The 21325-nt window shown below is 70.2% G+C and carries 15 protein-coding genes and 1 other RNA gene; 7 read left to right on the top strand and 9 right to left on the bottom strand.

Annotation, left to right across the window (positions count from 1 at the left end):
* Positions 1-66 precede the first annotated feature (66 nt).
* Entirely contained in the window at positions 67-1440 is a 1374-nt protein-coding gene (gene lpdA / locus BIU91_RS01935) for a dihydrolipoyl dehydrogenase (protein WP_027465458.1), read from the top strand.
* Positions 1441-1510: 70 nt separating this feature from the next.
* A complete protein-coding gene (gene sucB, locus BIU91_RS01940) occupies positions 1511-3013 on the top strand; it encodes a 2-oxoglutarate dehydrogenase, E2 component, dihydrolipoamide succinyltransferase (protein WP_071403959.1) in 1503 nt (500 codons plus the stop codon).
* Between the two features lie 88 nt (positions 3014-3101).
* Here sucB and BIU91_RS01945 read toward each other — a convergent pair whose 3' ends face one another.
* Entirely contained in the window at positions 3102-3956 is an 855-nt protein-coding gene (locus BIU91_RS01945) for a hypothetical protein (protein ID WP_139196718.1), read from the bottom strand.
* A gap of 128 nt (positions 3957-4084) precedes the next feature.
* Between BIU91_RS01945 and BIU91_RS01950 the strand changes: the two genes are divergently transcribed.
* Entirely contained in the window at positions 4085-4801 is a 717-nt protein-coding gene (locus BIU91_RS01950; protein ID WP_027465455.1) for a DUF4191 domain-containing protein, read from the top strand.
* Positions 4802-5400: 599 nt separating this feature from the next.
* On the opposite strand, the gene BIU91_RS01955 is transcribed toward BIU91_RS01950, so the two are convergent.
* Positions 5401-5856 carry an RDD family protein gene (locus BIU91_RS01955; RefSeq protein WP_071244549.1) on the bottom strand — a complete coding sequence of 152 codons (456 nt, stop codon included), beginning with the start codon at positions 5854-5856 and terminating at the stop codon, positions 5401-5403.
* Between the two features lie 141 nt (positions 5857-5997).
* On the opposite strand from BIU91_RS01955, the gene glnA (BIU91_RS01960) reads away from it, so the two are divergent.
* Complete coding sequence (gene glnA, locus BIU91_RS01960) at positions 5998-7422, top strand: type I glutamate--ammonia ligase (protein ID WP_027465453.1); 1425 nt, start codon at positions 5998-6000, stop codon at positions 7420-7422.
* 439 nt (positions 7423-7861) lie between these two features.
* On the opposite strand, the gene BIU91_RS01965 is transcribed toward glnA (BIU91_RS01960), so the two are convergent.
* From BIU91_RS01965 to BIU91_RS01990, 6 genes are all read right to left on the bottom strand, one after another.
* On the bottom strand, positions 7862-9289 hold the full coding sequence (locus tag BIU91_RS01965) for a UDP-glucose/GDP-mannose dehydrogenase family protein (protein WP_071403961.1): 1428 nt from the start codon (positions 9287-9289) through the stop codon (positions 7862-7864).
* On the bottom strand, positions 9286-10872 hold the full coding sequence (locus BIU91_RS01970) for a glycosyl hydrolase (protein ID WP_071403962.1): 1587 nt from the start codon (positions 10870-10872) through the stop codon (positions 9286-9288). Before BIU91_RS01970 ends, BIU91_RS01965 begins: the two co-directional genes overlap by 4 nt.
* Complete coding sequence (locus BIU91_RS01975; RefSeq protein WP_071403963.1) at positions 10865-12451, bottom strand: glycosyltransferase family 2 protein; 1587 nt, start codon at positions 12449-12451, stop codon at positions 10865-10867. The genes BIU91_RS01970 and BIU91_RS01975 overlap by 8 nt, the downstream gene beginning before the upstream one ends.
* A gap of 525 nt (positions 12452-12976) precedes the next feature.
* Complete coding sequence (locus BIU91_RS01980; RefSeq protein ID WP_071403964.1) at positions 12977-15928, bottom strand: bifunctional [glutamine synthetase] adenylyltransferase/[glutamine synthetase]-adenylyl-L-tyrosine phosphorylase; 2952 nt, start codon at positions 15926-15928, stop codon at positions 12977-12979.
* 36 nt (positions 15929-15964) lie between these two features.
* Positions 15965-17302: a type I glutamate--ammonia ligase gene (gene glnA, locus BIU91_RS01985; RefSeq protein ID WP_027465449.1), complete on the bottom strand. Its 1338-nt coding sequence runs from the start codon at positions 17300-17302 to the stop codon at positions 15965-15967.
* A 125-nt stretch (positions 17303-17427) separates the two neighbouring features.
* On the bottom strand, positions 17428-17607 hold the full coding sequence (locus BIU91_RS01990; protein ID WP_027465448.1) for an SPOR domain-containing protein: 180 nt from the start codon (positions 17605-17607) through the stop codon (positions 17428-17430).
* A 206-nt stretch (positions 17608-17813) separates the two neighbouring features.
* On the opposite strand from BIU91_RS01990, the gene map reads away from it, so the two are divergent.
* The 3 genes from map to rnpB all read left to right on the top strand — a co-directional run bounded on the left by map (position 17814) and on the right by rnpB (position 20003).
* Complete coding sequence (gene map, locus BIU91_RS01995) at positions 17814-18677, top strand: type I methionyl aminopeptidase (RefSeq protein ID WP_071403965.1); 864 nt, start codon at positions 17814-17816, stop codon at positions 18675-18677.
* Positions 18678-18718: 41 nt separating this feature from the next.
* Complete coding sequence (ppgK, locus tag BIU91_RS02000) at positions 18719-19468, top strand: polyphosphate--glucose phosphotransferase (RefSeq protein WP_027465446.1); 750 nt, start codon at positions 18719-18721, stop codon at positions 19466-19468.
* Positions 19469-19642: 174 nt separating this feature from the next.
* Positions 19643-20003: RNase P RNA component class A (rnpB, locus tag BIU91_RS02005), an RNA gene on the top strand.
* A 585-nt stretch (positions 20004-20588) separates the two neighbouring features.
* Here rnpB and BIU91_RS02010 read toward each other — a convergent pair.
* A complete protein-coding gene (locus BIU91_RS02010) occupies positions 20589-21323 on the bottom strand; it encodes a zinc ribbon domain-containing protein (RefSeq protein WP_027465445.1) in 735 nt (244 codons plus the stop codon).
* Positions 21324-21325: the final 2 nt, after the last annotated feature.

Genomic DNA, 21325 nt, shown 5'->3' on the forward strand with positions numbered 1-21325 from the left:
ACGCCGCCCTCCGCGGTGTCCACGTAGGGCCCGATCGGCCCGACACGCACGAGGGAGTTGCACCAGGTGACGGAACAGACTTACGACGTCGTTGTCCTCGGTGGCGGGAGTGGTGGGTACGCCGCTGCGCTCCGGGCCGCCGAACTCGGCATGAGCGTCGCGCTCATCGAGGGCGACAAGCTCGGAGGGACGTGCCTGCACCGCGGCTGCATCCCGACCAAGGCGCTGCTGCACGCCGCGGAGATCGCCGACGGCACGCGTGACGCCGAGAAGTACGGCGTGATCGCGGAGTTCGCCGGTGTCGACGTGCCCAAGGTCATCGACTACCAGCAGGGCGTCATCAACTCCAAGTACAAGGGCCTGCAGGGCCTGATCAAGGCCCGCGGCATCACCGTGGTCGAGGGCTGGGGTCGTCTGACCTCGCAGAACACCGTGCAGGTCGGCGACCAGACCGTCACCGGCAAGAACATCGTGCTCGCGACCGGCTCCTACTCGAAGTCCCTGCCCGGGCTCGAGATCGGCGGCCGCGTGATCACCAGCGAGACCGCGCTCCGCATGGACTACGTCCCGAACAAGGTCGTCATCCTGGGCGGCGGCGTCATCGGCGTCGAGTTCGCCAGCGTCTGGAAGTCCTTCGGGGCCGAGGTCACCATCGTCGAGGGCCTGCCGCACCTGGTCCCCGCCGAGGACGAGTCGATGTCGAAGCAGCTCGAGCGCGCGTTCCGCAAGCGCGGCATCGAGTTCTCGCTCGGTGTCCGGTTCCAGGGCGTCGAGCAGCACGAGAACGGTGTCGTCGTCACACTGGAGGACGGCAAGACCTTCGACGGTGACGTCCTGCTCGTCGCCGTCGGCCGTGGCCCGGTCACGCAGAACGTCGGCTACGACGAGGTCGGCGTGGCGATGGACCGCGGGTTCGTCACCACGAACGAGCGTCTCGCCACGAACATCCCGAACGTCTACGCCGTCGGCGACATCGTCCCCGGCCTGCAGCTCGCGCACCGCGGCTTCCAGCAGGGCATCTTCGTCGCCGAGGAGATCGCCGGTCTCAACCCGGTGGTCATCGAGGACAAGAACATCCCGAAGATCACCTACTCCGACCCCGAGGTCGCGTCGGTCGGGCTCTCGCAGGCCAAGGCCGAGGAGCAGTACGGCGCCGACAAGGTCGACTCGTACGAGTACAACTTGGCCGGCAACGGCAAGAGCCACATCATCGGGACCTCCGGCTCCGTCAAGGTCGTGCGCGTCGTGGACGGCCCCGTCGTCGGGGTCAGCATGATCGGTGCCCGCGTCGGCGAGCTCATCGGCGAAGCCCAGCTCGCCGTGAACTGGGAGGCCTACCCGGAGGACATCGCTCCCCTGGTGCACGGTCACCCGACCCAGAACGAAGCCCTCGGCGAGGCGTTCCTGCACCTCGCGGGCAAGCCGCTGCACGCGCTGTGACCGGCACCGGCCGCACTGTGACAATGACATCAACAACCACTGCAATCCCCCGCGAAGAGGAGTCCACCCGATGAGCGAATCCGTCAACCTCCCGGCGCTCGGCGAGAGCGTCACCGAGGGCACGGTGACCCGATGGCTGAAGAACGTCGGTGACCGGGTCGAGGTCGACGAGCCGCTGCTCGAGGTCTCGACCGACAAGGTCGACACCGAGATCCCGTCGCCGATCGCCGGCGTCGTCGAGGAGATCCTCGTTCCCGAGGACGAGACCGTCGAGGTCGGCACCGCCCTCGTGAAGATCGGTGACGGCTCCGGCTCGTCCGACGGCGGTTCGGACTCGTCCGACTCCGGCGCCGACGACGCGAACGCCGCCGCTGCCGACGCCGAGGAGCCCGAGGCCGCTCCGAGCACGGAGCAGGAGGCCGAGACCCCCGCACCTGAGCCCACCGAGCCCGAGCCCGCCCCCGCCGGACAGACGCAGCCCGCCGCCCCGCAGGCACCGTCCGCCCCGCCCGCGGCAGCGCCGGTCCCGGCCGCCGCACCGGTCCCGCCGCCCGCAGCCGCTCCGCCGGCAGCCGTGCCGGCCCAGGCCGCTCCGGCTCCGGCGTCCGCGCCGAGCACCACGGCCGCCGCTGCGGTGCCGAACCCCACGCAGGACGGCGCAGCCTCCGGCTACGTCACCCCGCTGGTGCGGAAGCTCGCCAACGAGCAGGGTGTGGACCTGTCCACGGTCACCGGCTCCGGTGTCGGGGGGCGCATCCGCAAGGAGGACGTCCTCGCCGCCGCCGCGAAGGCCCCGGCCGCCTCGGCAGCAGCAGCACCCGCCGCCGCGTCCGGCCCGTTCGTCGCCGAGGTCTCGCCGCTGCGCGGCACCCGCGAGAAGATGACCCGCCTGCGCAAGGTGGTCGCCGAGCGTGCCGTGCAGTCGATGACCTCGACCGCACAGCTCACGAGCGTCGTGGAGGTCGACGTCACGAAGGTGGCGCAGTTCCGCGACGCCCACAAGGCGGAGTTCCTCGAGAAGACCGGCTCGAAGCTCTCCTTCATGCCGTTCTTCGCCCTCGCGGCGTCCGAGGCACTGAAGGCCCACCCGAAGATCAACTCCACGGTCGAGGGCGACGAGATCGTCTACCCGGAGTCCGAGAACGTCTCCATCGCGGTGGACACCGAGCGCGGCCTGCTGACCCCGGTCATCAAGGACGCGGCCTCGCTGGACCTGGCGCAGTTCTCGAAGTCCATCGCGGACCTCGCCGAGCGCACCCGGAACAACCAGCTCAAGCCCGACGAGCTGGCCGGCGGCACGTTCACGCTGACCAACACCGGTTCGCGTGGCGCGCTGTTCGACACCCCCGTGGTGTTCCTGCCGCAGTCGGCGATCCTCGGCACCGGCATCGTCACGAAGCGCCCGGCGGTCGTGAAGGTCGACGGCCAGGAGGCCATCGCCATCCGCTCGTTCGTCTACCTGGCGCTGTCGTACGACCACCGGATCATCGACGGTGCGGATGCCTCGCGGTACCTCGTCGCGGTGAAGAACCGTCTCGAAGAGGGCAACTTCGCCCCGAACCTCGGGTACTGATCCCAGCAGCACGGCCGACGGCCCCGGTTCCCCTCGTGGGAGCCGGGGCCGTTCCCGTTCCGGTTCCCGTTCTCGGGCGGGTTCGGCGTCACCCGCCGCCGAGCAGGGTCAGGGCGGCGACCACCGACCCGACGGCGACGACGAGCCCCACGAGCACGCGGCGGAGCGGGAGCCGTCGGTCCGCTCCGAGTGGGACACCGTGCTCGACCACGTCCCGCAGGCGCCCGAGCAGTCCGTCCTGCCCGTCCGGTGTCGGCGGTTCGGCGAACACGAGGTCGCTCGGCACAGGGGTCCAGCGGAACGGCCGGGGCGCGGCGGTGCCGTGGACGACGTCGAGTGCCGTTCGTGCGCTCGGTCCGTCACCGTCGAGGGCGTCCTGCAGCGCGTCGAGCACCGGTTGCTGAGCGGGATCGGCCGGGTCGACGCGGTCCCACACCGTCCGGGCTGCGAGCACGAGGGTCCGGGTCGCGTCGGTCGAGTGCACGGTGCGCGTCGGGGGTGCGGTGCGCGTCGGGGTCCTCGCGTTGGTTTGGTTCGTCGGGTTCGTCGGGTTCGTCGGGCTCGCCGGGCTCGCCGCGTTCGTCGGGCGGTCGCAGAGCACGACGGCACCGGAGTCGTCCACCAGCACGTCGTCGATGCCGGCAGCACCGAGCAGGACCGCGCCGTCGTGCACCGCCACCAGGAGCTCCAGGAGCGGGACCGTCAGGGTCACCGCGACGCCGGTGGTCGGCGTGCCGAGCCGGTCGAGCGCCGCCACGAGCGGTGTGCCGGTCGGCCGGTCGAGGTCGACCACGAGATGCCCCGTCGGGGTCCGGCCGACCGCGGCCACCGGGACGAGGTGCCGCTCGGCGGCCGCGGAGCGGTCGGCGACCCAGGTGAGCACGTCGTGCTCGTTGCCGGTCGCGATCCAGCGATCCGGGTGGTGGTCGGTGCTCGTCTCCATGGTGACCAGCGTGGCGGTGGCGCGGTGGGCCTCCAGGCTTTCCCGCACCACCTGTGGACAAGACGTGTTCGCGCACAGCCGGACACGCGACGGTCTCCCCCGGCGCACGGAGGCCGTATCCTGTTCGCATGGCACGCAGCTCTTCCACAGACAAGAAGGCGAAGGAGCCGGGGCGTCTCAAGCAGATGTTCCAGGTCTTCCAGATGACCCGAAAGGCCGACCCGTCGTCGGTCTGGTGGTTCGCCCTCGCCTTCGTCGGCCCGGTCGTCCTCGGTGTCCTGCTGGCGCTGCTCCTGCCGGGGCAGAACTGGCTCGCGATCGTCCTGTGGATCGTCGCCGGTGTGCTGCTCGGTGTGCTGCTCTTCCTCATCGTGCTCGGTCGTCTGGCCGAACGCGCTGCGTACTCGCAGATCGAAGGCCAGCCCGGCGCCGTCGGTGCCGTGCTGTCGAACTCGCTCCGTCGCCAGTGGCGCTCGAGCGAGATGCCCGTCGCGGTGCACGGTCGCTCGCAGGCAGCGGTCTACCGCGCCGTGGGTCGCCCGGGTGTCGTCCTGATCACCGAGGGTCAGCGTGGCAACCTCAACCGCCAGGTCGACGAGGAGCGCCGCAAGGTGCAGCGCATCGTCCCGAACGTCGCCGTACACGTGCTGCACGTGGGTGACGGCACCGGTGAGAGCCTGACGCTGCACAAGCTGCCCCGTGCCATGAACAAGCTCAAGAAGTCGCTCAACCGCAACGAGGTCCTGGCGGTCGCGAACCGTCTCGACTCGCTGACGCAGAGCCCTGCGGCCTCGATCCCGAAGGGCATGGACCCGATGCGGGCTCGCGCCGGACGGCCGCGCTGACCGAAGCCCCTCGGAACGAGAACGCCCCCGACCAGATCTGGTCGGGGGCGTTCTCGTGTGTTTAGGCCGTGGGGGGGGTGTGCGCGAGGCCCGCACCGTGCGACCTTCGCTGGACCGTGCGAGGTTGCCAGCTCGGTGCGGGACTCCGACGGCGCACGGGGACGGCATGCTCGCACCCGATGCGCAACCTCGCACGGTGCGAGGGCGATCAACGAAGGCCCGGCGCGCAACCTCGCACGGTGCGAGGGCGATCGACGGAGGCCCGGCGCGCAACCTCGCATGGTGCGAGGGCGCGACACCGGCCCTGAACCGTGCGAGGTTGTCGGCTCGGTGCGAGACTCCGACGGCGCACGGGACGGGCAAACTCGCACCCGATGAGCAACCTCGCACGGTGCGAGGGCGAGCGGCGCATGCCCGGCGCCCTACCTCGCACGGTGCCAGGGCGATCGGCGGAGGCCCTGCATGGTGCGCGGTTGCGTACTCGGTGCGAATGGACGGAGCACGCACGGAGTACGCAACCTCGCACCCGACGAGCAACCTCTCACGGTGCCGACGGCCACCGCCCGCGCGCCGCACCAGCCGACCAGCCGAGCCCCGGCTCAGCGGCGGACGAGCACCGTCCCGGCGATGCGGTCGTGCGCACCACGGCTGTCGCGGTCGATGATGAGCGCCGGAACCACCAGGCAGAGCAGCACCGTCCGGAGGATCGGCCGCCACACCCCCACGTAGCCCCCGCGCATCGGGACGACCCGCAGTCCGACGCAGATGTGCCCGAACGACCCGGACAGCAGGCAGATGAACACGATCTGCAGCACGGCGAAGATGGCGATCTGGACCCAGGAGTGCGCGATGTCGCCCGAACCGTTCACCGGCGACCAGACCCCGGTGACGTAGGCGACCAGGTCAGCAAGTGCGCCGTCGATCAGGAGCGCAACGACCCGCCGCCCGATCCGCCCCACACTCCGGGGCCCGGACTCGGGCAGACCGAGGTCCTTGCCCGGCCATCCGTCCGGGTGCTCGGAGGGCGCGGACGGACTGGGGGTGCTGCGGGCCATGGTCCCCAGCGTAGGCGACAGCCCGGGCGTAACACGCCCGAAACAAACCAGTCATGTCCGGGAAACCCCGTGTCAATAGCCTCGTCGGAGGTGCCTTGACCGGTGCCTCCGACATCACCCAACCCATTGGAGATCGGCCCCATGTTCAGCGATTCCTCCGAGGTCCTGGCCTTCATCAAGGACACCGACGTCAAGTTCCTCGACATCCGCTTCACGGACCTGCCCGGTGTGCAGCAGCACTTCAACATCCCGGCATCCACCGTCGACGAGGACTTCTTCTCGGTCGGCCAGCTGTTCGACGGCTCCTCCATCCGCGGCTTCGCGTCGATCCACGAGTCCGACATGCAGCTGATCCCCGATGTCACCACGGCGTACGTCGACCAGTTCCGCGCCGAGCGCACGCTCATCATGATCTTCGACATCTACAACCCGCGGAACGGCGAGATCTACGGCCGCGACCCGCGCCAGGTGGCGAAGAAGGCCGAGAAGTACCTCGCGTCGACGGGCATCGCGGACACCGCGTTCTTCGCCCCCGAGGCCGAGTTCTACATCTTCGACGACGTCCGCTACTCGGTCACGCAGAACGAGTCCTTCTACGCGGTCGACTCCGAAGAGGGCGCCTGGAACACCGGTCGTGACGAAGAGGGCGGCAACCTCGCCAACAAGACCCCGTACAAGGGCGGCTACTTCCCCGTGTCGCCGGTCGACAAGACCGCCGACCTGCGCGACGACATCACCCTCAAGCTGATCGACGCGGGCTTCGAGCTCGAGCGCTCGCACCACGAGGTGGGCACCGGCGGCCAGCAGGAGATCAACTACAAGTTCGACACGATGGTCCACGCCGCGGACGACATCCTGAAGTTCAAGTACATCGTCAAGAACACGGCTGACCAGTGGGGCAAGGTCGCCACGTTCATGCCGAAGCCGCTCTTCGGCGACAACGGCTCGGGCATGCACACCCACCAGTCGCTCTGGTCGGACGGCAAGCCGCTCTTCTACGACGAGAACGGCTACGGCGGCCTGTCGGACCTCGCCCGCTGGTACATCGGCGGCATCCTGAAGCACGCCTCGGCGCTGCTCGCGTTCACCAACCCGTCGATCAACTCGTACCACCGTCTGGTCAAGGGCTTCGAGGCTCCGGTCAACCTGGTCTACTCGGCCGGCAACCGCTCGGCGGCGATCCGCATCCCGATCACGGGCACCAACCCGAAGGCCAAGCGCATCGAGTTCCGCGCGCCCGACGCCTCCGGCAACCCGTACCTGGCCTTCGCCGCGCAGCTGATGGCGGGCCTCGACGGCATCCAGAACCGCATCGAGCCGCACGAGCCGGTCGACAAGGACCTCTACGAGCTCCCGCCCGAGGAGGCCAAGGGCATCCCGCAGGTCCCCGGCTCCCTCGACGAAGCGCTCGACGCGCTCGAGGCGGACCACGAGTTCCTCACGAAGGGCAACGTCTTCACCGAGGACCTCATCCAGACCTGGATCGACTACAAGCGTGAGAACGAGATCCTCCCGCTGGCCCAGCGCCCGCACCCGTTCGAGTACGAGCTGTACTTCGGCGTCTGAGTCTCGCTGACACACGAAGGGCCCCGCACCGTCAGGTGCGGGGCCCTTCGCTGTGCCGGCCACGTTAGGGGGTGGGCGACACCTCACGGGCTGCGCCGCCCGTGAGCGGTCGCTCAGCGCGTGACGACGCTGCCACCGTGCGCGCGGGGTACGGACGCGACCGCCTGGAGGCCCGGTGCCGGTCCGGCGGGCGGGCACCGGGCCTCCAGGCGGTCGCGACGCACGTTCCTTCCCATCGCAGCCGGACTGGAAAGCGGAATCGGGCGTACCTGGTCAGAAGTCCCGACCAGCTACGCCCGATTCGACCAGGTACGCCCGATTCGACCAGGGACGCCCGATTCGACCAGGTACGCCCGGAACCGCCCGGACAGACCAGCCCCCGGGCGCACGGGAACGGGGCCCGCGCCGCCCGGCACGGACCCCGTCTCGCGAACGGTGACTAGCGGCTCGTGGCCAACGCGTCGTTCGTCCCCGCTGCGACGCTCACGGGTGCACCCGTGACCGGCGTGGGACGTCCCAGGGAACGGACGGTCCACCCCGCTTTCACCCAGTCGAGGACCGGGAGGCAGTTGCGCGCATCGATGACGACGCGGCGCCCGACGAGGTCGCCGAGGGCGACCGGGTCGGCGGTGATGATGTCGTCCCACTCGGTGAGCACGAGGACGACGTCGGCGCCCTCGATCGCGTCCGTCATCGACGCGGCGTAGCTCAGCGTCGGGAACGAGCGCTTCGCGGGCTCCATCGCCTCCGGGTCCCAGAGCGTCACCTGGGCGCCGCGGAGGTGCAGCGCGGCGGCGACGTTGAGCGCCGGGGAGTCCCGGACGTCGTCGGTCAGGGGCTTGAACGCGGCACCGATGACGGCCACGCGACGGTTGAGCACCGATCCCCCGGCCGAGTCGATCGCCATGTCGATGACCCGCTGGCGCTGCCCCATGTTGATCTCGTCGACCTGCTGCATGAGGCCGACGACCTGGCCGGCACCGATCTCGTTCGCGCGGTACATGAGCGCCCGGATGTCCTTCGGCAGGCAGCCGCCGCCGAAGCCGAGGCCGGCGTTCAGGAACTTCCGGCCGATGCGGGCGTCGTGGCCGAGGGCATCGGCGAGCGTGGAGACGTCGGCGCCGGTGATGGCGCACATCTCGGAGATCGCGTTGATGAACGAGATCTTCGTGGCGAGGAACGCGTTGGCGCTCACCTTGACGAGCTCCGCGGTGGCGAGGTCGGTCGTGATGACCGGGGTGCCCTCGCTGATCGGTGCGGCGTAGACCTCGCGGATCACGGCGTCGGCTGCCTCGGAGGCTCCACCCCAGACCAGACGGTCCGGGTGCAGGGTGTCCTCGACGGCCTTGCCCTCACGCAGGAACTCGGGGTTCCAGATGAGTTCCGCGTCGATGCCGGCGGGGGTGAACTCGCGGACGATGCCGCGGAGCCGCGCTGCCGTGCCGACCGGGACAGTCGACTTGCCGACGATGAGGCCCGGGTGGGTGAGGTTCTCGGCGACGCCACGGGTGGCGCTCTCGACGTAGGCCAGGTTCGCGGCGTGCGACCCGGCCTTCTGCGGGGTGCCGACGCAGACGAAGTGGACGTCCGCAGCCGCGACGGCCGAGGCGATGTCGGAGGTGAAGCGGAGCTTGCCGCTGGCGACGTGCTTCGTGATGAGCTCGGGCAGACCGGGCTCGAAGAACGGGACCTCACCGGCGGACAGTGCGGCGAGCTTCGACGGGTCGATGTCGACACCGATGGTCTCGAAGCCCATCTCGGCCATGGCGGCCGCGTGGGTGGCGCCGAGGTAGCCGGTGCCGATGACGCTGATGACGGGTGCGGGGCGGGTGTCGGCCGATGCGGTCGACTTCTTGGACTCGCTCATTGCGTGACCTCCTGCAGGTCGTAGTCGATGTCGTTGCGCTTGATGCCCTCGGCGAAGGCCTTGAGGGAATCGGCGCGGGAGTTGAGACGCCAGTCGTTCGTGGTGCGCTTGCCGTCGATGATGGTGGTCGCGGTCTCGCTGAAGTACGCGAAGCCGACGATGTCCTTGTTGGCGGGGTCCGCCAGCGCATCGAAGAGCGAGTTGATCCACTGCGTCTTCTGCGGGTTCGCGACACTCGTGCCGGTCTCGGTCGCCCCGATCTCGTTGAGCATGATGCCCTTGCCCGGCGCGATCTGGCGGAGCTGCGTGAGCGTCGCTCCGAAGGTCGTGCCGAACGTCGGCTGCTCGGTGGCGTCGCGGTAGTACCCGCTCATGCCGACCCAGTCCACGTAGTCCGCACCCGGGTAGTACTGCTGCATGTAGTCGAGCGTCTGGTACTTCGGGTTGCCGAGCTTGTCGATGCGGCTCGGGGACCAGTCCCAGATGACGTACTTGTTCGCGCCGTTCGCCTGGAAGACGTCGTGCACGTGCTGCCACATCTTCTTGTAGGAGCCGGCCGGGTTCTTCTGGGCCTCCCCCTCGGACCAGTTGTACCAGGAGCCGTTCATCTCGTGGTCGAGACGGATGACCATCGGCTGTCCGTTGGCCGCCAGCGCCTTGGCGTACTTCGTCAGGTAGGCGTCGAACGACCCACCGGAGATGTCGTCGTTGGTGTACCCGGGGACGTACTTCTGGTCGTTGCCGGTCTGCGCCGGCACCGTCTCCCACGTCATGAGCGGGACACGGCCGTTGGCCCAGGAGCGCTGCACCGCGGGGGCGTTGAACTCCTGGTCGAAGCCCTGGAAGAAGCCGGTCATGTTCGACGCGGTACCGACCTGACGGGAGACCTCGTCGTACTCGGCCCAGTTGAACGGGGACTGCGCGGTGTACAGGCCGTACCAGCGCGACTGCTGCCCGAGGATCTCGGCCTTGGTCGGCGTGACGACCGGGGTGGCACCCGGGTCGGTCGAGGGACCGGGGTTCGGCTTCGAGCCGCCACCGTTGCCGGAACCCGAGCCGGACCCGGATCCGTTGCCGGAACCGGAGCCGCTGCCGGACCCGTTGTCGGACGAGCCCGAGCCGGACCCGGACGCACCGGCCGAACCGGCACCGGACCCGCCGGAACCCGAGCCACCGCTGCCGGAACCCGCGGCGTTGACGTTGGACGAGCCTCCCGAGTCCTTCGCGGCACCGAGCTGGGACTGCAGCGACGCGATCTGCGCCTTGAGTTCCGAGATCTGGTCGCCACGCGACCCGGCCTGGGCCGTGCGGGAGTCGAGCTTGCCCTCGAGCGACCAGATGCGCTCCTGGGCGGCGTCGAGCTGCGTCTGCAGCTCGGCGGCGGACACCTTCTTGGCCTTCGGCGCCTCGACGCCGAGCGCCTGGTGCACGGCGGTCGAGACGGGGCCGGAGGGTGAGATCCACACCGACCAGGTGATGAGGCCGAGCGCCAGCACGATGGCCGTCGTGCCGATGGCCGTCCGGCGGGCGTGCTTGCTGGACTGCGCCCACCAAGCACTCGAGGAACGGATGAAGTCAGACAATGAGGAACGCCTCCAGGGCGAAGATCGCGATGCCGATCACGTACGGGATCGCTGCGTACGGGTTGTACCGGCGGGCTCGGGCGGGGGCCGGCGCGGCTGCTCGCTGGGCCTCCTGCTGCGCGACCGCGGCTGCGGCCTCACGGCGGGTGGCGAGGACGGTGGTGGTGGAGTTGGTCGCCGCGTCGGCGCCGAAGAGCTCGTCGAACGCACGGTCCACGGCCACCTGGTCGACCCCGGCCGACCGGGCACGTTCGTCGTCGATCGGACTGACCGGGACCTGCGCCGTGGAGGACAGCGGCTGGACGGCGTCCGCCGGGTCCTCCTGCATCGGACCGCCGGCGTAGGCGCCGGCCCGGGTCCCCCAGCCGGACGCGTGCGCCAGGCGGAAGAAGCCGATGAGCCGGATCGGCATCAGGAAGAACGTCGACACGATGATGAACATCGGCAGGCGGAAGAAGTCGCTCGGCTTCTCGGACAGGTGCCGCATCTGGCGGATCGCCATGCTCAGCACGCTCGAGATCACCATGAGCGCCGCGACGTAGACGAACCCGGTCGAGAAGCCGTACTGCGACAGGATGCCCTGGTACAGGTTCTCGCCCTGGCCGGTGAAGGCGCGGTAGATCCAGCCGGCGATCACGCCGAAGAGCATGAACGGCAGGATGATGTCGGTGATGAAGAACGCCGCGAGGACCGGGGCGTGGCCGAGCATCCACGGCAGCATCCGCAGCGTGTTGTACTGCGAGCCGCGGGCCCAGCGGAGCTGCTGCTTGAACAGCTTCTTCACCTGCAGCGGGGCGTCCGTGTAGACCAGCGACGTGTACTGGTAGACGGTCCGGTACCCCTCCTTGAGCGTGAGGTTCGTCAGCGTCCGGTCGTCGGAGACCTCGAGGAACACGCCCATGAACTTCTCGTGCATGAACCGGTCCATCACCCGCATCAGGATGCTCCGGCGGAAGGCGATGGTGCGCCCGGGCAGGCAGCCGATCTGCCCGAGGACACTCTGTGCCGGCATCGAGTAGAGCGCCCGCGAGTTCTCGAGCCAGTCGGCCCAGCGGGTGATCCAGCTGCGCTCCGGTTCGAGGATGCGCTGCCGGGTCGTCACGCCACCGACGGACTCGTCGGCGAACGGCTTGAGGAGTTCCTCGAGCGCGCCGGGGGTCCAGACGGTGTCGGAGTCGACCAGCACGGTGATGTCGCCGTTGGACATCTCGGTGCCGACCTTGACGGCGTTGCGCTTGCCCGGGATGGGCGTGTGGGTCCAGCGGACGAGCGGGGCGAACTCGTCGCAGACCTCCTCGAGCGCCTCGTTGCGGGCACCGTTGATGACGACGATGATCTCGCCGGGCTGCTGCTCGACCATGCGACCGATGACGTCACGGAACAGGTCGAGCGGTTCGTCCACGACGGGGACGACGACGCTGGTGGTACCGACGAAGGTGCCGGTGAAGGGGCGGTAGCGGGCGGAGATGACGACCTTGAGCAACCAGAGCAACCAGATCACCGCGGAGTACACGGCGAACAGGTAGAACTCGGGGTGCCCTTCGACCATCTGCCTGATCTGCAGAATGAAGGTGAACACTGATCCCTGCTTCAACGTTCGAGGTGGAGATTCCGCTTCATCGGGGAATCAGGGCCGGTTCGGGTGATGCAATTGATGCAGAACCTGAACGCGCGCGCAACGCGGCCCCCGTCCGGGGGCGTTACGGGCGCGTTACGGGGTACACACCGGTCCCCCTCCCGGCCGGTCGGAGCGGTCCCCCGTGGTGCTGACAGCACTCCTGCGGACCACGCCTCGACACCGGGTCGCCCTGATGGGCGACAGGTGCGGCCTGGAGGCACGGGTCGGGTCCGACGGAAAGCCCAGGTCAGCAGGTGGTCACGCGGCGTGTCGGGGGACGCCGGAAAAGGTCCCCTGGCGGTCCGGTGGGAGTTCGGTCACGGCCCGGTAACGAGCCGGACTCCGTTTCGAACAGGGGTACGAAGAGGGTGCCGTCGGGGGACGTCGTGCGACACGGAGAATTAACCTTCGATGGCTGCTCAGGTCGGGTCCGTCCGCAGACGCTCGGGCGTGTCGCGGGGTGTTCGGCGCTGCGTCGGCGGCAGGTCAGGCGCCGTAGAACTCGCGCTCGAACACCTGTCGTGCGCGCCGCGTGACGCCGAGGTAGTCGTCCTCGAGGCGGCTCGCGGAGCCCGGCGGGTACTCCATCAGCCGTGCGACGCCCTCGAGCTGCACGCGGTCGACGGGCAGCACGTCGGTGGTCTTCCCCGACCACAGCACGAGGGCACTGCGGGTGCGCGACGCGAAGCGCCAGGCGGCCCCGAGTCGCTCGCCGTCCTCGGCGCCGACGAGTCCGGCGTCGACCGCGGCGTCGAGCGCCTCGAGCGTCGACGTGGTCCGGAGCGACGGGATCTCGAGCGCGTGCTGCAGCTGCAGGAGCTGCACGAACCACTCGACGTCGCTGAGGGACCCGCGGCCGAGCTTGAGGTGTCGGGCCGGGTCCGCGCCGCGGGGCAGCCGCTCCGACTCGACGCGGGCCTTGATGCGGCGGACTTCACGCACCTGGTGGTCGTCGATCCGCTCCGGGTACCGGGTGCGGTCGGCGAGGTGCTCGAAGTCACGCAGGAGCTGTGCGTCGCCGACGGCCCCGCGGGCGCGGAGGAGCGCCTGCGCCTCCCACGTGAGCGACCAGCGGGCGTAGTAGGCGCCGTAGGACTCGAGCGTCCGCACCACGGGACCGTTCTTGCCCTCGGGGCGCAGGTCGATGTCGAGGTCGAGCGGGTGGATCGTGTCCTCGGTCAGGCGGTTGAGCTCGCGCACGATGGTCTGGGCGGTCCGGGACGCGACCTCGGGCGCCAGGTCGGGGGCCCGGTACACGTACAGCACGTCGGCGTCCGACCCGAAGCCGAGCTCCCGCCCGCCGTACCGGCCCATCGCGATGATGCCGAACTCGAAGCCCTCGGGCGCGTCCCGGCGGGCGAGCGCGAGGGCGCCGGCGAGGGTGGCCTCGGTGACGTCGCTCAGGGCCGGGCCGAGCCCGTCGACGTCGAGGGAGCCGAGCACGGCGGCCATGCCGAGCCGCAGGGTCTCCCGACGTCGGGCCGACCGGAGCAGGGCCGCGGAGCCGTCGACGTCGTTGCCGTGCCGGGCGGTCGTCGCGGTCATCTCGGCGAGCAGGGAGTCGATCGGCCGCGGACGCAGGAGCGCCTCGGGTTCGTCGAGCCAGGCGACCGCCTCGGGGAACCGCTCGAGCAGCCCGGACAGGAACGCCGACTCGGACAGCACGGTGGTGAGCGAGTGTGCGGCGCCGGACGAGTCGCGCAGCATGCGGAGGAACCAGCTCGACTCCCCCAGCCCGTCGCTCAACCGCCGGAAGGCCAGCAGCGCACGGTCCGGCGCCGGCCCCTCGGCCATCCAGCGCAGGAGCACCGGGAGCAGGTTCCGCTGGATCGCCGCGCGTCGGCTCGTGCCCTGCGTGAGGGCGCGGATGTGGCCGACGGCTCCGGCGGGGTCGACGAACCCGACACCGGCGAGCCGGTCGACGACCTGGTCGTTGGTCAGGACGATCTCGTCCTCGGTGGAGGCCACCGCGGACAGCAGCGGACGGTAGAACAGCCGCTCGTGCAGCCCGCGGACCTCGAGCTTCACGGCGCGCCAGCGGGCCTCGAGCGCCGAGGCCGATGCCGCGACGCCGCTCGACCGGGCGAGCACCCGCAGTTCCTCTTCGTCGGAGGGCATGAGGTGCGTCCGCTGCAGGCGCCGGAGCTGGATGCGGTGCTCGAGCACCCGGAGCAGCGCGTAGTCCGGGCCGAACCGAGCGGCCTCGGCACGGCCGACGTACCCGGCGTCGGTCAGGGCGTCCATCGCCTCGAGCGTCGACCGGACCCGCACGGACGGGTCGTCACGGCCGTGCACGAGCTGCAGGAGCTGCACGGTGAACTCGACGTCCCGCAGGCCTCCGGGGCCGAGCTTGAGCTGCCGGTCGACGTCGGCGTCGGGGATGTGCTCGGTCACCCGCTCGCGCATGCGCTGCACCGACTCGACGAACCCCGGCCGGGTGGACGAGTTCCACACGAACGACGCGACGGCCTCGGCGTACCGGTCGCCCAGGTCGGCGGACCCGGCGATCGGACGGGCCTTGAGCAGTGCCTGGAACTCCCACCCCTTCGCCCAGCGCTCGTAGTACGCCACGTGCGAGTCGAGGGTGCGGACGAGTGCGCCGTCCTTGCCCTCGGGCCGGAGGTTCGCGTCGACCTCCCACAGGGCGGGTTCGGCGGCGAGGTCGGTGATCGCGTGCATGGCGGCGATCGCGATGCGGGTGGAGACGAGCACGGCCCGGTCGGTGGAGACGTCGTCGGTGGGCTCCGTGACGAAGATGACGTCGACGTCGCTGACGTAGTTGAGCTCGCGGGCACCGGCCTTGCCCATCGCGATCACCGCGAGCGGGGTGGCCGCGACGTCGGCCGCGGGGAACGGCACCTCGCGCCGCGCGATGTCGACGGCGGCGTCGAGGGTGGCGCCCGCCAGGTCGGCGAGGCCCGCCGCGACGGCCGGGAACGCGTCCGTCGGCACGGGGTGCAGCACGTCGAACAGGGCGATCTGGGCCAGGTGTCGGCGGTAGCGCACCCGCAGGCGCATCCGGGCGTCCTCACCCGTGGCACCGTCGACGGCCTCGGTCAGCGACGCCGTGTACCGCTCCTGCGACCACGGTTCGCCGACCGGTTCGAGCAGCAGTGCGAGCTCGGCCGGACGCCGGTGCAGGAACTCCCCGAGACCGATCGAGGCGCCGAGCAGGCGGATCAGGCGCTCGGTCGCGGCGTCGTCCGTCAGGACGGGGCGGAGCTCGTCCGGCGCGCGCTCGAGCAGCCGCTCGAGCATCCGCAGGGCGCCGTCCGGATCAGCGGTGCCGCCCCAGAGCGCGGCAGACCCGGCGACCGGCAGCGGCACGTCGGGGCCGAACCGGGCCTCCAGGTCGGCAGCCCGCTCGAGGCTCTCCGACAGCTCGGCGAACCCCAGACGGGCCAGCTCCGAACGTGACGTCGTCGTCCGACCGGTCATGTGGAACGTGCTCCCGAGGGGTCAGGGCGCTCGGTTCTAGAGCGCGCCGAGGTTGGTGTCGAGCTCGAACGGGGTGACCTGGTCGCGGTAGCGCTTCCACTCCTGCCGCTTGTTGAGCAGCACGAAGTTGAACACCTGCTCGCCGAGGGTCTCGGCCACCAGCTCGGAGTCCTCCATGAGGCTCAGCGCGTGGTCGAGGCTCGCGGGCAGCTGGCTGTAGCCCAGGGCCCGACGCTCCGAGTCGCTGAGGCTCCAGACGTTGTCCTCGGCCTCGGCGGGGAGCTCGTACTCTTCCTCGATGCCCTTGAGGCCGGCGGCGAGCAGCAGCGAGTACGCCAGGTACGGGTTCGCCGCCGAGTCGATGCCGCGGTACTCGATCCGCGAGGACTGGCCCTTGTTCGGCTTGTAGAGCGGCACGCGCACCAGGGCCGAGCGGTTGTTGTGGCCCCAGGTGACGAAGGACGGGGCCTCGTCACCGCCCCAGAGCCGCTTGTACGAGTTGACGAACTGGTTCGTCACCGCGGTGATCTCCGGCGCGTGCTTGAGCACGCCGGCGATGAAGTGCTTGGCGGTCTGCGACAGCTGGTACTGGCCACCGGCCTCGTAGAAGGCGTTCTGGTCGCCCTCGAACAGCGAGACGTGGGTGTGCATGCCGGAACCGGGCTGGCCGGAGATCGGCTTCGGCATGAACGTCGCGTAGACACCCTGCTCGATCGCGACTTCCTTCACCACGGTGCGGAAGGTCATGATGTTGTCCGCCATCGTCAGTGCGTCGGCGTAGCGGAGGTCGATCTCGTTCTGCCCGGGGCCGGCCTCGTGGTGCGAGAACTCGACCGAGATGCCGAGGTCCTCGAGCATCCGGACCGACCGGCGGCGGAAGTCGTGCGCGCTGCCGCCCGGGACGTTGTCGAAGTAGCCGGCCTGGTCGACGGGCTGTGGGCCGCCGTCCTTCCACTCCCGGCTCTTGAGCAGGTAGAACTCGATCTCAGGGTGCGTGTAGAACGTGAACCCGCGGTCGCTCGCACGCGCCAGGGTGCGCTTCAGCACGTTGCGGGGGTCGGCCACGGCGGGCTGCCCGTCCGGCGTCGTGATGTCGCAGAACATCCGCGCGGTGGGGTCGATCTCGCCGCGCCACGGCAGGATCTGGAAGGTCGAGGGGTCCGGGTGTGCCAGGACGTCGGCCTCGTAGGAACGGGTGAGGCCCTCGATCGCGGATCCGTCGAACCCGATGCCCTCGGCAAACGCGCCCTCGACCTCGGCCGGGGCGATCGCCACCGACTTCAGCGTCCCGATGACGTCCGTGAACCAGAGTCGGATGAACTTGATGCCGCGCTCCTCGATGGTGCGGAGCACGAAGTCCGTCTGCTTGTCCATGCACGACCTTTCCGTGTATCGGGTGGCCGCTGGCGGGCCTCGTCCCAGGCTAGTGGTCCGGCGGTGTGCGCGGGGCCGTGCGACGCGCCGTCACCGGGGTGCCGGCGGGGCGCCGACCGCGGAGGTCAGCGGTCCTCGGCGTCCCACTTCTCGTTGTTCGCGGCGATGCGGTCGAGCGCGTGCTGCGCCTCCTCGCGCGTCGCGAACGGGCCGATCCGGTCGCGCTGCGGGGACTGCGGGCCCTGCTCGACCTGGCCGGTCTTGTCGTTGAACCACCACTGGGACTCGATGCGGTCTTCGCTCATGTCGCCCACCGTACCCACGTGCCCGCCTGGAGGCCCGGTGCCGGTCCGGCGGACCGGCACCGGGCCTCCAGGCAGTCACGTCCACCACGTCGGGCCGCACCGTGGGGCGGTTGCGCTCGACGCGTCGGGCGGTTGCGCTCGGCGCGTCGGGCTGCGCCCTGGGGCGGTTGCGCTCGGCGCGTCGCGCCGCGGCTAGAGTGGTCCGCATGCCCCGGGACGAACACGGACACCTGACCGCCGGCCGCATCTCCCCGCACCGCGCCGTCCCGAAGGACATCGAGCGTCCGGAGTACGTCGGGAAGGTCGAGCCCCACGAGCACGGTCTCGGTGACACCTACACGCCGGACGAGGTCGAGCGCATCCGCGTCGCCGGACGCATCGCGTCGCAGGCCATCGACGCCGTCGGCGAGGCCATCCGCCCCGGTGTGACCACCGACGAGCTGGACCGCATCGGGCACGAGTTCGTCGTCGCGCACGGCGCCTACCCCTCCACGCTCGGGTACCGCGGTTACCCGAAGTCGCTCTGCTCGAGCCTCAACGAGGTCATCTGCCACGGGATCCCCGACGACACCGTCCTGCAGGAGGGCGACCTCGTCAACATCGACATCACCGCCTACAAGGACGGCATGCACGGCGACACGAACCGCACCTTCGTCGTCGGACAGGCCGCGCCCGAGGTGTCGGACCTGGTGACCCGGACCGAAGAGGCGCTGCGTCGCGGCATCAAGGCCGTCGCCCCGGGTCGGCAGGTCAACGTGATCGGCCGTGCCATCGAGGCGTACGCGAAGCGCTTCGGCTACGGCGTCGTCCGCGACTACACGGGACACGGCGTCGGTCGGGCGTTCCACTCCGGCCTGATCATCCCCCACTACGACGCACCGCAGTACGACACGGTGATCGAACCCGGCATGGTGTTCACCATCGAACCCATGCTCACGCTCGGCGGCATCGAGGCCGACATCTGGTCCGACGACTGGACGGTCTCGACCCGTGACAAGTCGTGGACCGCGCAGTTCGAGCACACCCTCGTCGTCACCGAACGCGGCGCGGAGCTCCTCACCGTCTCCTGACCGGACACCTCCGGCAGGCAACCGAAAGGCACGACAACCTCATGACCTCCCTCGCAGTCGGCGTCGACATCGGTGGTACGGGCATCAAGGGCGCGATCGTCGACGTCGCGTCCGGCGCCCTCACCACGGACCGCATCAAGAAGGCCACGCCCGAGGGCGGGAAGCCCCAGGACATCACGGCGGTGGTCAAGGAGATCATCGGTGAGCTCGCCCCCGGTGACGACGTCCCCGTGGGCGTCTGCTTCCCGGCGATCGTGCGGGACGGCAAGACGATGTCCGCCGCGAACGTGTCGAAGAAGTGGATCGGCTTCGAGGCCGAGGCGCTGTTCGAGAAGGAACTCGGCCGCTCCATACACTTCGTCAACGACGCCGACGCCGCCGGGTTCGCCGAGCAGCAGTTCGGTGCGGCCAAGGGCAAGGACGGCCTGGTCATCGTGACGACGCTCGGCACCGGCATCGGCACCGCGCTCATCAACGACGGCGTGCTCATCGTCAACTCGGAGCTCGGGCACCTGGAGATCGAGGGACACGACGCCGAGTCGCGCGCCTCGTTCGCCGCAAAGGAGCGCGACGACCTGTCGTGGAAGCACTGGGCGAAGCGCCTGCAGAAGTACTACTCGACGCTGGAGGCCCTGCTCTCCCCCGAGCTGTTCGTCGTCGGCGGCGGGGTCTCGAAGCAGTACGAGGAGTTCCTCCCGCTGCTCGACCTGCAGGCGGACATCATCCCCGCGACGCTCCGCAACAACGCCGGCATCATCGGTGCCGCGACCCTGGCGGCGCGCAGCGTCTAGTCCTGGTCGCGCGTACCTGGTCGGGGGCGTCCCCGGTCGCGCGTGTACCTGGTCGAATCGGGCGTACCCGGTCGGAACTTCCGACCAGGTACGCCCGTTCTCATCAGGTACGCGTGTGCGTGGGGCTCCCCACGCATCGGGCACCGCGGAGCCGGGTAGACTCGCTCCAGCGAATGGGTCGGTGAGACGGTCGCGTCGCTCCCCCGGGAGCGCCGAGGAACGTCCGGGCTCCACAGAGCAGGGCGGTGGGTAACACCCACCCGGAGCAATCCGCGAGACAGTGCCACAGAAAGCAGACCGCCGGCGGCAACGTCGGTAAGGGTGAAACGGTGGTGTAAGAGACCACCAGGGGTCCGGGTGACCGGATCCGCTCGGTAAACCTCGCCCGGAGCAAGGTCAGACAGAGGACGTTGAGGCTGCTCGCCGAGTCCTCGGGTAGACCGCTGGAGGCCGACGGCAACGTCGGTCCGAGAGAGATGGCCGTCACCGCCGTGCAAACGGCGGGACAGAACCCGGCGTACGGCCGGCCCATTCGCCCCTCCTCCGTGCCGCGTCGGTCGGCGCGCGCGGCGCGCGCGGTCACGACTCCCCGCTCAGGTTCGTCGAGTGGTCACCAACTGTCGTCCAGCACGGCCGCAGCCGACCGTTCGTGACCGCTCGGCGGCACGCACCCGACGCGTTGCGACCAGCCCACGACGGACGGGAGGCGCGGTGCGGCGCCGCCACGGGCCTCCCGGCAGGCGGCGCAGGCGGCGCGCGCGGTCACGACTCCCCGCTCAGGTTCGCCGAGTGGTCACCAACCGTCGGCCGACAGGGCCGCAGCCGACGGTTCGTGACCGCTCGGCGGCACGCCCGCGACGCGTTGCGACCAGCCCACGACGGACGGGAGGCGCGGTGCGGCGCCGCCACGGGCCTCCCGTCAGGCGGCGCAGGCGGCACGCGCGGTCACGACTCCCCGCTCAGCTTCGCCGAGTGGTCACAAAGTGTCGTCCGGCACGGCCGCAGCCGACGGTTCGTGACCGCTCGGCGGCACGCACGCGACGCGTTGCGACCAGCCCACGAACGGACAGGAGGCGCGGTGCCGGCTGGCACCGCGCCTCCGGCCGGACGACACGCGCGTCTACAGCCCGGACTCGGCCGTCCGCACCAGGATCGCGTCGCTGTCGGGGCACAGCACCACGTCGTCGGGCGCAGCCCGCCGGATCGTCTGCAGGTCGGAGTTGTTGAGGGCCACGCCCGAGGCCGTCGACACGCCGCCCTGCAGGAGCGAGGCGCCGAAGCCGTAGCGCGCACGCTGCCGGTCGTACAGGGCGAGCAGCTCGGCCGGCACCTTGGCGGCGACGTCGGCGCGGGCCTGCTCGGCGGACTCGCGGTCGGCCGTGAGCCGGGCGATCTCGGCGTCGCGCTCGGCAACCAGGCCACCGCGGGCGGCCTCGACGTCGGCGAGCTTCGCCTCGATGTCACCGACCCGGGCGCGGAGGCCGTCGAGGTTCTCCATGATCTCGAGCTCGGCGGTCTCGAGGCCGCCGATGCGCCGCTGCAGCGAGTCGAGCTCACTCTGCAGTCCGGCGGCGTCCTTCGCGTTCGCGACGTTCTGCAGCATCGTGGTGTCGCGTTCGACACGGGCCTGCGCGACCGCGGTGTCGGACTCCAGGCGGGCGAGGTCGCGCTCGGCGTCCTCGACCTCGCCGGTGGCGGCGACGAGTTCACTCCGGAGCGCCGCGGCCTGCTTGCTCAGCTCGGTCAGCTGGTCGCCCTTCTGCAACGACGTGATGCGGTGCGCGATGCGGGTGACGTCGTTGTCGAGACGCTGGACGTCGAGGAGGATGACCTGGTCCTCGGGTGCTGCCTTCATGG

Source organism: Curtobacterium sp. MMLR14_002 (assembly GCF_001864975.1).
Taxonomy (GTDB): domain Bacteria; phylum Actinomycetota; class Actinomycetes; order Actinomycetales; family Microbacteriaceae; genus Curtobacterium; species Curtobacterium flaccumfaciens.